The sequence below is a fragment of the Nocardia sp. BMG51109 genome, from assembly GCF_000526215.1.
In the GTDB taxonomy this organism is placed as follows: Bacteria; Actinomycetota; Actinomycetes; order Mycobacteriales; family Mycobacteriaceae; genus Nocardia.
Genome location: NZ_JAFQ01000004.1, coordinates 1,198,108 through 1,210,749 on the forward strand (window position 1 = coordinate 1,198,108; position 12,642 = coordinate 1,210,749).

Below are 12,642 nucleotides of genomic sequence, written 5' to 3' on the forward strand. Positions count from 1 at the left end.
CGGCTCGGTAGGGGCGGGCCGGACCGGAACCAGACCATTGTCGGGCACCGAGGCCGACCGGTCACCCGGTGGGGCGACGGTTCCGCGTCACCGCTGCTCAGGGTCGAGCAGCGCGGCGAGGACCGGCCCGATTTCGGCCAGGGCCTCCGGTCCGGTCAGTTCCTCGTGGCGGACCTGGACCGGTCGGTCGACCACCTCGCCGTCCACGTACGGCTCCCAGTCGCCGGCCGAGCGGCCGCGCTCCTTGTGGCTTACATCACATGCCGCCCGGAAGAACTCCACGGTACCCCGGAAGACGGCCGGGCGGTGATCGGCCACCAGTTCGGCCGACCGGACGGCGCCGCGATAGATCCGGCCGACCCGTTCGGGCGTCAGGGACACCAGGTCGGCGGGGATCATCGCGTGCAACGCGGCCAGCGCCTCGTCGCCGAGTTCGTGCAGATCGCCGGGCGGCAGCACGTCGGCGCCGATGCCCAGTTCGGCCAGGGCCTCGCGGACGGCGATACGGAAGTCGGCGACGTCCAGCTCCGGATAGCCGTCCAGGATCGCCAGCAGCGAGACCTCCTCGCCGTGCGCCTGCAGTTCGGCGGCGATCGAGTGCGCCAGCACACCACCCAGCGACCAGCCCAGCAGCCGGTACGGGCCCTGCGGTTGCACCGACCGGATCTCCGCGACGTAGCGAAGAACCATCTCGCGCAACGACTCCGGCACGTAGTCCTCGGTCAACGCCGGGGACTGCACGCCCCACAGCGGCTGCGGCAGGTACTGCGCCAGGCCGGAGTAGGCCCACGCCAGGCCGTACATCGGATGGAGACAGAACACCGGGTCGCCGTCGGCGGACCGTAGCGGCAGCAGCACGCCGAAGGCCGAATCGTCCCCGGGCTCTTCGGTATCCATGCGGCGGGCGAGGCCGGCCACCGAGGCGTCGGTGAAGAACCAGGGCACCTCCACTCGCGCGCCGGTCGCCTCCCGCAGCCGCGCCACGGCCCGGGTGGCGAGCAGCGAATTGCCGCCGAGTGCGAAGAATTCGTCGTCGGCCCCGACCTCGGAGGCGCCCAGCAACTCGGCGAAGACGTCGGCCACGGCCTGTTCGGTAGCCGTGGCGGGTGCGCGGAACGCGGTGCCGCCGTGGAACTGCGGTGCGGGCAGGGCACGCCGGTCGAGCTTGCCGTTCGGGGTCAGCGGCAGCGCGTCCAGCACGGTGATCGCGTCGGGAACCATGTATCCGGTCACGAACCGGCCGACCTCGTCGCGCAGCCCGGCCGGATCCGGCTGCGAAACGCCCTCGCCGACAACGTATCCCACCAAGCGTTCGCCGGCATGTGGATCGTTGTGCACTGTTACGACGACCTGTCCGACGCCGGGGCAGCGCAGCAGCGCCGCCTCCACCTCGCCGAGTTCGATGCGGAACCCGCGCAGCTGCACCTGCTGGTCGCTGCGCCCGGCGTACTCCAGATTCGCGGCGGAGCCGGACTCCTGCCACCGGCCCACGTCGCCGGTGCGGTACAGGCGCGACCCCGGCGGACCGAACGGGTTCGCCACGAACCGGGTCGCGGTGAGTCCCGGCCGGCCGAGATATCCGCGGGACAGCTGCTCGCCGGCCACATACAGTTCACCGGGCACGCGCGCGGGAACCGGGTGCAGGCGGTCGTCGAGCACATAGGCGTCCAGCCCGGGCAGTGCGCGGCCGATGACGCTCGCCGCGCCGCCGGTCGCGGGTTCGTCCAGCTCGAGGTACGAGACGTGCACCGTGGTCTCGGTGATGCCGTACATGTTCACCAGGCGGGGGGCGCGGTATCGCTCCGACCACGGTGCCAGGCGCCGCGGGTCCAGGGCCTCACCGCCGAAGATGATGTGGCGCAGCGCAAATGCGGCCGCCGGGGCGGCGCGGTCGGCGGCGACCAGCTGATAGAACGCCGACGGTGTCTGGTTGAGCACCGTTACGCCCTCGTCGATCAGCAGCTCCCGGAACTGTTCCGGGGACCGCGAGGTCAGGTAGTCGACGACCCGCACGCGGCCGCCGGTCCCGAGCGCGGCCCACAGCTCCCACACCGAGAAGTCGAAGGCGAAGGAGTGGAACAGCGTCCACACGTCGGACTCGTCGAAACCGAACAGCGGCCGGGTATTCGCCAGCAGCTGAAGCACATTGCGATGGGCGACGCCGACGCCCTTCGGGACACCCGTGGAGCCGGAGGTGTAGATGACGTAGGCGAGATGGCCGGGCCGCAGGGGCGCGGTCCGGTCCTCGTCGGTGACCGGGGAATCGTCGTATTCACCGAGCCCGTCGAGTTCACCGAGTTCGTCGAGCAAGAGGCCGGGAATATCACTGCCGGGCAGTGCCTCCCGTTCCGCCGCCGTGGTGATCGTGCAGGCCGGTGCGGCGTCGGACAGCAGGAATTCCAGGCGCTGGGCCGGATAGGCCGTATCGATCGGCAGATACGCCGCTCCCGATTTCAGGACGCCCAGCAGTGCCACCGGGAGCTGTTCGGTGCGTGGAACCGCCACGGCCACCACTGATTCCGGGCCGACGCCCCGGGCGATGAGTGCGCGGGCGACGCGGTTGGCGCGGCGGTCCAGCTCGGCGTAGGTGAGGGTGGTCGTGCCCGTGCCGATCGCGACGGCCGCCGGGCGGCGGCGAACCTGCTCGTCGAGCAGCGCGACGAGCGTCGGCCCGGCTGCCGTGCGCGGTTCGGCGATGGGCGTATTCCATTGCCGCAGTGCCGCGTCCCGCTCCGCCTCGGTGAGCAGCGGGATATCCCCCACGGCCGCGCCGGAATCCGCCAGGCCGGCCAGGACCCGCAGGAAGCCGTCCGCGAAACCGCGCACCGTGGCCGCGTCGAACAGGTCGGTGGCGTAGGTCAGTGCCGCGGCGATGCCTTGGGCCGCGCCGGTCGGATCGGTGCGCTCGCTGAGGGTGACCTGCAGATCGAATTTCGCCGGCGGCCGGCCGGCGTCCACGCCCGAGACGGTCAGTTCGGGCAGCCGCAGATCCGCCGGGGCAAGGTTCTGGAAGGTCAGCATCACTTGGAACAGCGGGTGCCGGGCCGCCGACCGCACCGGATCCAGCAGCTCCACCAGCCGCTCGAACGGCACGTCGGCGTGGGCGAAGGCCGCGACATCGGTGCGACGCACCGCGCCCAGCAGTTCGCCCACCGTGGCGGCCGGGTCCACCTCGGTGCGCAGCACCAGGGTGTTGACGAACATGCCGATCAGGTCGTCGAGGGCGGCGTGGCCGCGGCCCGCGACGGGGGTGCCGATCGCGATGTCGCGGGTGCCCGACAGGCGCGCCAGCAGCGCCGCGAGCGCGGCGTGCACGACCATGAACAGCGTCGAATGGTGTTCGCGGGCAATCCGGTTCAGCGCGGCGTGCAGTTCCGGATCGATCTCGAACTCCACCGTGTCGCCCCGGTAGGAGGCCGCGGCCGGACGGGGGCGATCGGCGGGCAGATCCAGTTGTTCGGGCAGCGCGGCCAATTCGTGCCGCCAATACGCGATCTGCTGGGCGAGCAGCGAATCCGGATCGTCCTCGGCGCCGAGCGCCTGCCGCTGCCACAGCGCGTAGTCGGCGTACTGCACGTCCAGCGGTGCCCACGCCGGTGTCTCGCCGGTGGTGCGGGAGGCGTAGGCGAGCATCAGGTCGCGGGTCAGCGGTCCCATCGACCAGCCGTCCGTGGCGATGTGGTGCGCCACGAAGACGAGCACGTAGTCATCGGATTCCGCTGGTGCCGCGCCGGTTTCCGGTTCCGCGTGGAACAGGGCGATGCGGAACGGCACCTCGGTGGTGACGTCGAAGCCCTGTGTCATCACCCGCTCGACGGCTCCCACCAGCTCGGCCGCGGGCAGCTGCCGCAGCGGCAGGTCGATGTCCGTGTCGCGCGCGGGCCGGATCTCCTGCACGGGGCCGTCGTCGGTCAGCGGGTAGACGGTGCGCAGGATCTCGTGCCGTGCGACGACATCCGCGACCGCCTCGCGCAGCGCCGGCACGTTCAGCGTCCCGGACAGCCGGATGGCCGCCGGGATGTTGTATACCGCAGCGTCGGTGTCGAATTGGTTGAGCACCCACATCCGCTGCTGCGCGAACGACAGCGGGATCCCCTCGGGGCGCGGACCCGCCGTCAGCGGCGGCAGCGCAGTGCCCGCGGACTGTTCGACGGCGACGGCCAGGGCGGCCACGGTCGGGGCCTCGAAGAGGCTGCGCACCGAGACCCGGGAGTCCAGGGCCGTGCCGATGCGCGCGGCGACCTGGGTGGCCAGCAGCGAATTGCCGCCCAGGGCGAAGAAGTCGTCGTCGGCGCCCACCCGCTCGGCGCCCAGCACCTCGGCGAAGGTGCTCGCCACGATCTCCTCGATCGGCGTCGAGGGCGCCCGGTACGCGGCCGCCTCGAAGGCCGGTTCGGGCAGTGCGGCGCGATCGAGTTTCCCGTTCGCGGTGAGCGGCAGGGCCTCGAGCACCACGAATGCCGACGGCATCAGGTACGACGGAACGGCTGTGCTCAGCGCCGACTTCACCCGCGCCACATCGAGTTCGGTGGCCTCGGGGACCAGGTACGCGACGAGCCGGTCACCGGTGCGCTGGTCCTTCTTGGCCAGCACCACCGCCTGCGCGACCTCCGGCCGCGCCAGCAGCGCCGCCTCGATCTCGCCCAGTTCGACACGGAAGCCACGGATCTTCACCTGGAAGTCCGTGCGGCCCCGGTATTCCAGCTCGCCCGCCGCGTTCCAGGCAACCAGGTCGCCGGTGCGGTACATCCGCGAACCCGCGACGCCGTAGGGGTTGGCCACGAATCGATCCGCCGTCAGATCCGGCCGGCCGAAGTAACCGCGCGCCAGCTGCGCGCCCGCCAGATACAGCTCGCCCGAGACGCCCGCCGGGACCGGGTGCAGGCGCGAATCCAGCACGTAGACCTGGCTGTTCCACTCCGGTGCGCCGATCGGGACCGACACCTGGTCGGCATCGGTCACCCGGTGGCTGGTGATCGAGACGGCGGCCTCGGTCGGGCCGTACAGGTTGAACAGCTCGATGTCCGGGCAGCGCGAGCGGCACCGCTGCGCCGGCGCGCCGGGCAGCGCCTCACCGATCGCCAGCACACGGCGTAGCGAATTACTCAGCGCGCCATCGGATTCGGTCAGCAATGCGTCCAGCATCGACGGCACCGCATGCAGCGTGGTCACCGACTCGCGAGCCATCAGCTGGTTCAGATAGGCCGGGTCACGGTGACCGTCCGGCCCAGCGATCACCAGGCGGCCGCCCGACACCGCCGCCGACCAGAACTCCCACACCGACAGGTCGAACGTCGCCGCGGTCTTCAGCAGCACGGCATCGTCGGCGGTGAGCCCGAACTCCGCGGTCTTCCACAGCAACTGGTTGACGACCGCGGCATGCGGCACCGCCACGCCCTTCGGACGGCCCGTCGAACCCGACGTGAAGATCACGTACGCCGTATTCGTCGGACGCAGCGGCACAAGACGATCCGCATCGGTCACCGGATCACCGGACAGCGCCGCCAGATCCAGCTCATCGATCCGCACCACCACGGGAGCCGGACCCGACTCGGCCCTCGGCATCGTGCCCCCGACGATCGGATCCACGGCGGCGACGGATTCGGCGCGCGCCCCGAAGCCGGTCTCCGCGTTGGTCAGCACGCACACCGGCCCGGCGGTGTCGAGGATGTAGTCGATCCTCTCCGCCGGCTGATCCGGATCGATCGGCACATAGGCACCGCCCGCGGCCGACACCGCGTACATGGCCACAACCAGATCCGTCGACCGGCGCAGTGCCAGCGCCACCCGCGTTTCCGGTCCGACGCCCAGTGAAATCAAATGTCGCGCCAGCCGATTCACCCTCGTCCCCAGCTCGGCGTAGCTGAGCGAGACGGAGCCCTCGGGCCGGTCGGCAACCAGCGCGACCGCGGCCGGCGACACCTCGACGGTGTCCGCGAGCAATTCGTCCAGGGTGCTGCCGAAGGTGCTCAGCGCCTCCGAATCCAGCGGATAGCCGGTGACATTCGGGCGGACGAGCACGCGCTGCCGCTCACCCGGCCCCAGCAGCGGCAGATCGCCGACCGGCCTCGTCGCGTCGGCGACCACCTCGGACAGCAGCCGGGACAGCCGGCCGCCGAAGCCCTCGACGGTGGCGGCGTCGAAAAGGTCGGTGGCGTAGGTGAAGAAGCCACCGACACCGGCCGGGCGGCCGTCCTCGTCGTACACGTCGCCGACGATCAGATGCAGATCGAACTGGGACACATCCAGATCCGCGTCCACCGCCGCCACGCTCAGTCCGGGCAGCTCCAGCGCCGTCCGCGCGAGGTTCTGGAACGACAGACCCACCTGGAACAGCGGATGGTGAGCGGTCGACCGCGGCGGGTTCAGCACCTCCACCAGACGCTCGAACGGGATGTCGGCGTGCGCGAATGCCTGTAGGTCGGTCTCGCGCTGCCGGTCCAGCAGATCCGCGAAGCTCTCGCCGCGATCCAGGCGGGTCCGGAACACCACCGTGTTGACGAACATGCCGATCAGGTCGTCCAATTCGGCCTCGCCGCGACCCGCCAGGGGCGTGCCGACCGCGATATCGTCGGTGCCCGACAACCGCGCCAGCAGTACCGCCAGCGCCGTGTGCACGACCATGAACAGCGTGGCCCCGTGTGCCCGCCCGAGGTCGTTGAGGGCGGCGTGGGTGGCGGCATCCAGGCGGAACTCGACCCGGCCGCCCCGCAGCGACGCGACCGCCGGGCGCGGCCGGTCGGCGGGCAGCTCCAGCAGGTCCGGCAGGTCGGCCAGCTCGCGACGCCAGTACGCGATCTGCTGTGCCGCAATCGAATCCGGATCCGACTCGTCCCCGAGCACGGCCCGCTGCCACACCGCGAAATCCGCGTACTGCACCCGCAGCGGCGCCCATCCCGGCGGCGCTCCGGCGGTACGCGCCGTGTACGCGGTCATCACGTCCCGCGCCAGCGGCCCCACCGAGGAGCCGTCCGCGGCGATGTGGTGCACGACGACGGCCAGCACGTAGTCGGGGCGCGAATCTGTTGCTGCATCGGTGATTTCGAACAGGCGCACCCGGATCGGCACCTCGGCCGTGACGTCGAACGGCGTCGCGGCCAGCTCGTAGACCGCCTCGAAGACGGCCGCGCCGGGCATCCGCTCAGGGGCCACCGACCCCCAACCACCGTGCTGCGCAACGGTATCGGCTACTCCGGTGTGGCCAACCGGAAGCACCACCTGCACCGGACCGTCGGGAGTCTCCGGATAGACCGTGCGCAGCACCTCGTGCCGCGCCACGACGTCGTCGAGCGCCTCGGACAGTGCCCGCACGTCGAGAGCGCCGCTCAGCCGCAGCGCGAAAGGCAGGTTGTAGGCCGCAGACCCCGTCGCCGCACCCTGGTCGAAGCGGTTCAGGAACCACATCCGCTGCTGCGCCAGCGACAGCGGCAGCCGGTCCGGGCGCTCGATCGTGCCCAGTTCGACGCCGCGGCGCCCGTGCGCGCGGGATTCGATCGCCGTCGCCAGGGCCGTCACCGTCGGGGTTTCGAACAGCGTCCGCACCGGGATCCGGCCGTCGACGGCGGCGCCCAGCCGGGCCACCACCTGCGTGGCGACGAGCGAGTTGCCGCCGAGGGCGAAGAAGTCGTCATCGGCGCCGACGCGCTCCAGGCCGAGCACCGTCGCGAACACGTCCGCCACGATCGCCTCGATCGGCGTTGCGGGGGCGCGGAATTCGCGCTGGGTGTACCCGGGCTCCGGCAGCGCCTTGCGGTCGAGCTTGCCGCTGGCGTTGAGCGGCAGCGCGTCCAGCACCACGAGGGTGCCGGGGATCATGTAGGCGGGCAGGATCTTTCCTACCCCGCCCAACAGTTCGCCCTCATCGATCGTCTCGTCCGGCACCGGGACCGCGTAGCCGACCAGCTGATCGCCGAGCGCCGAGGGCACCACCCGCGCGGCCGCCTGACTCACCGCCGGCTGCGCCAGCAGCGCCGCCTCGATCTCGCCCAGCTCGATCCGCTGGCCGCGGAACTTCACCTGGAAATCGGTGCGGCCCAGGTACTCCAGGCGAGCCGGCAGGTCCGCATCGCCCGCGCGCCACACCGCGAGATCGCCGGTGCGGTACATGCGCGCACCGGGAGCACCGAAGGGATCGGCCACGAACCGATCCGCGGTCAGGTCCGGCCGGCGCACATAACCACGCGCCAGCTGGTCACCCGCCAGATACAGCTCGCCGGGAACGCCGGTCGGCACCGGGCGCAGCCGGCCGTCCAGCACATAGGCCCGGGTGTTCCACTGCGGCAGGCCGATCGGAACGCTCGGCCGGTCCGCCCCCCGGGCCTGCCAGTAGGTCACCGACACCGCGGCCTCGGTCGGACCGTACAAGTTGTGCACCCGGGCAGCACACACCCGGTGCACCGCGTCGACCGTCTCCGGCGGCAGCGCCTCTCCGATCACGAACACGTCCCGGAGCGTCGCGCAGGCGCCCGGCTCCAGATGCGCGGCGAACACGGCCAGCATCGACGGCACGAAATCGGTCACCGTGACACCCTCGGCCGCAATGGTTTCCGCCACGTACAGCGGGTCCCGGTGACCGTCGTGGGTGGCGACGACCAGCTTGGCGCCGGCCCGCAGCGGCATGAAGTAGCCCCACAGCGACACGTCGAACGTCGTCGCGGTCTTCTGCAGGTACACATCGCCGGTGCCGAGCGGATACTGCGCGAGCATCCATTCGATCTGATTGTGGATGGCGGCGTGCGATACGGCCACGCCCTTGGGGCGGCCGGTGGAGCCGGAGGTGAAGAGCACGTAGGCGGGGTGCGAGCCACGCAGCGGCACCGTGCGCTCGGCGTCGGTGATCGGCGCATCCGAGAATTCCGGCAGCGGCATCCCGTCGATCTCGATGGCCTGTCCGGCCCGCCCGGAGCCGAGCGTGCCGATATCCGACGAGGTCGTCAGGACGCACACCGGGTCGGCGGTGTCGAGGATGTAGTCGATCCGCTCGGCCGGATGGTCGGGATCCAGTGGCACATAGGCGCCGCCGGCCGCGACGACCGCGTACATGCCCACGACCAGATCCAGCGACCGCCGAATCGCCAGACCCACCAGCGCTTCCGGGCCCACGCCGCGGGAAATCAGCAGCCGCGCCAGCCGATTCACGCGCGCATCGAATTCGGCGTACGTCAGCGACGCGCCTTCATGGACGACGGCGATCGCGTAGGGGTGGCGCGCCACCGCACGCCGGTAGCCGTCCAGCAGCAGCCCCGGCTCGACCGGATGCCGAGTGTCGTTCCAGTCGTGCAGGATTCGCCCGAGTTCGGCATCGGACAGCAGTTCGAGGGCGCCGGTCGGCCGGGTAGCGTCCTCGGCGACCCCGGCCAGTACCCGCCGCAGCCGCTCGGCGAATCCCTCGATGGTCTCCTTGTCGAAAAGATCTGTGGCATAGGTGAACAGCGCCGCCAGACCGGCCGCGGCGCCGTCCTGCTCACCGGGCACGATGGTCAGTTGCAGGTCGAACTTCGCGATCGCCCCGTCATACTCCACCGGCGCCGCCGTCAACCCCCGCAACTCCAACCGCGGCTTATCCATATTCTGAAAGAACAACGCCACCTGGAACAACGGATGATGCGCCTGCGAACGCACCGGATCCAGCACCTCCACCAGGCGCTCGAACGGCAACTCCGCATGCGAGAACGCACCCAGATCCACCTCCCGCACCCGCGCCAGCAGGTCGGCGAACGAGGCACCGGGATCGATCCGCGTCCGCAGCACCAGGGTGTTGACGAACATGCCGACCACATCGTCGAGTTCGCGCTCGCCACGGCCCGCCACCGGCGTGCCGACCGCGACGTCCTCGGTCCCGGACAACCGCGCCAGCAGCACCGCGAGCGCCGCGTGCACCACCATGAACAGCGAAACACCCGAGGACTGCGCAAGTTCGGCAAGCCGGGCGTGGATCTCGGCGTCGACCTCGAACGCGTACTCCCCGCCCTGCCCGGACGAGATCGCGGGACGCGGACGGTCCGCCGGCAGATCGAGACGGTCCGGGAGCCCGGCGAGGGCCGACGTCCAGTAGGCGAGCTGAGCGGCGGCGATCGATGCGGGGTCGCTCTCCTCACCCAGGACGGCGCGCTGCCACAGCGTGTAATCGGCGTACTGCACCGGCAGCGGATCCCAGCCGGGCGCGGCGCCCCCGCAGCGCGCCAGATAGGCCGACATCAGATCGCGCACCAGCGGCGCCATCGACGCACCGTCGGCGGCGATGTGGTGGACCGTCACCGCGAGAACATGATCGGTGGTTTCCGTGCCGGGCACGCCGGAATCCACGGCCAGCAGCGCGATCCGCAGCGGCACCTCGGTGGCCACATCGAAACCGGCGAGGGCGAACGAGGCCAGCCACTCCTCGAGTTCGCCCGGCGCAACGGGTTTCGCGGCCAGGTCCGGGATTGCCCGCGCGGGCGGCAGGATCACCTGGTGCCCGGTGCCGTCCTCGGACGGATAGATCGTGCGCAGCGTCTCGTGCCGCTCGACGACGTCGGCGACCGCCGCCTGCAACGCCTCGGCATCGAGCGCGCCGGTCAGCCGGATGGCCAGCGGGATGTTGTTCGCCGCGGACGCGACGTCGAACCGGTTCAGGAACCACATGCGCTGCTGCGCATACGACAGCGGAATGCGCTCCGGCCGCGGCATCGGCGCCAGCGCGATCCGGCCGCCCGCGTCGGCCAGCGGTTCTATGCCGGCCGCCAGACCGGCGACGGAGGTGGCCTCGAACAGCAGCCGCGCCGGAATGCGGGTACCGAGTTCGGCGCCCAGCCGGGCCGCCACCTGGGTGGCGATCAGCGAGTTACCGCCCAGCTCGAAGAAGTCGTCGTCGGCGCCGACGGCCGACGCGGGATGCAGCAGCTCGGTGAACACCTCGGCGACGAGGGTCTCGAACCGGCCGGACGGCGCGCGAAACTCCTGGGCCCGCAGGACCGGAGCCGGCAGCGCCGCCCGGTCCAGCTTGCCGACGGGCGTCAGCGGGATCTCGTCGAGCACCATCACCGTCGTCGGCACCATATGCGCGGGCAGGCTGCGGCCCGCCCAGTCCAACAGGTGCTCCGTCTCGACGCGACCGTTCACCGGGTGCACGTACGATACGAGAATCGTTGCGCCACTGTCGATCCGGTGACCGACCGTCACCGCGAAATCGACCGCCTCGTGCGCCGCCAGCACCGCATCGATCTCACCCAGCTCGATCCGGAAACCACGAATCTTCACCTGAAAATCGTTGCGGCCCAGATACTCCAGCTCACCGCCCGTGGTGCGGCGCACCAGGTCGCCGGTCCGGTACAGCCGGGATCCCTCCGGCACGAACGGGTTCGCGACGAATCGAGCGGCGGTGAGCGAGGCGCGCCGATGGTAGCCGCGGGCCACCTGCGCACCGGTGATGTACAGCTCGCCGACGGCGCCCTCCGGGACCGGCGCGAGGCGCTCGTCCAGGACGTATTCGGTGATCGCGCGGACCGGTCCGCCGATGGTCACCGTCTCCCCCGGAACCAACGGCGCACTGATATTCGTCATGATCGTCGTCTCGGTCGGACCATACCCGTTGAAGAACTCCCGAACGCCCGACCCGACCGGAGCCACCCACCGCCGCACCAACTCCGGCGGACACGCCTCACCACCGGCCACCACCACCCGCAGATCATCCAAACCCACCGGATCCACCGACGCCAGCGCCGCCGGCGTGATGAACGCGTGCGTCACCCGCTCCCGGCGCAGCAGTGCGGCGAGCTCGCCACCGCCGTAGACCGACGGCGACGCCACCACCATCGTGGCCGCACCACCGACCGCCAGCAGCAGCTCCAGCACCGAGGCATCGAAGGAGGGGGACGCGAAATGCAAGGCACGCGAGTCGTTTCCGACCCGGTACCGCTCGCGCTGCTCGTCACAGAAGCTGGACAGCCCGGCCTGGGTGACGACGACACCCTTCGGCTTACCGGTCGACCCGGACGTGTAGATCACGTACGCTGGATGCTCGGCGCGCAAGGGGCGCAACCGATCCGCGTTCTCCACCGGCTCGGTGGAGCAATGTTCCAGCCGATCCCGGATCCCGCCGTCGAGCGACAGCCATTCGATGCCGCCGGGCAGGCTGTCGCGCACCGAGGACACCGTAAGCCCCAGCACCACACCAGAATCCCCCACCATATGCGCCACCCGCTCCGCCGGATAACCAGGATCCACCGGAACAAAACCCGCACCCGACTTCGCCACACCCCACACCGCAACAACCGAATCCACCGACCGCGGCACCCCCACCGCCACCAAATCCTCCGGCCCCACCCCACGCTCGATCAACAACCGCGCCAACCGCGACGAACGCTCATCCAACTCCGCATACGACAACTCCGCCAACGTCGCCGTGGCATCGGCGTGCACGAGCGCGATGCCGTCGGGATTCGTCTCGACGGCGGTCGCCAGCAACCGCGGCAGCGTGGTGACGCGCGAGCGGCGGGTTCGGGTCGGCCGCCGACGTACCGGTCGGCTCACGCGGGCACCCGGCCCCGAATCCGGGAGCCGCCGCTGCGCTCGCCCCGCCGACCAGCAACTCTGCCGAACATCAAAACCTTCTCCGTACCCACGCCGAACCTCACCGATAATGCCTTGTCCGCGCCTATACCG

The 12,642-nt window shown here is 70.7% G+C and carries 1 pseudogene; it reads right to left on the reverse strand.

Features of this window, described 5'->3' with window-relative positions:
• Positions 1-87 precede the first annotated feature (87 nt).
• Positions 88-12,459 (reverse strand): annotated as a pseudogene (locus D892_RS0106645) (amino acid adenylation domain-containing protein); the annotation flags it as partial.
• Positions 12,460-12,642: the final 183 nt, after the last annotated feature.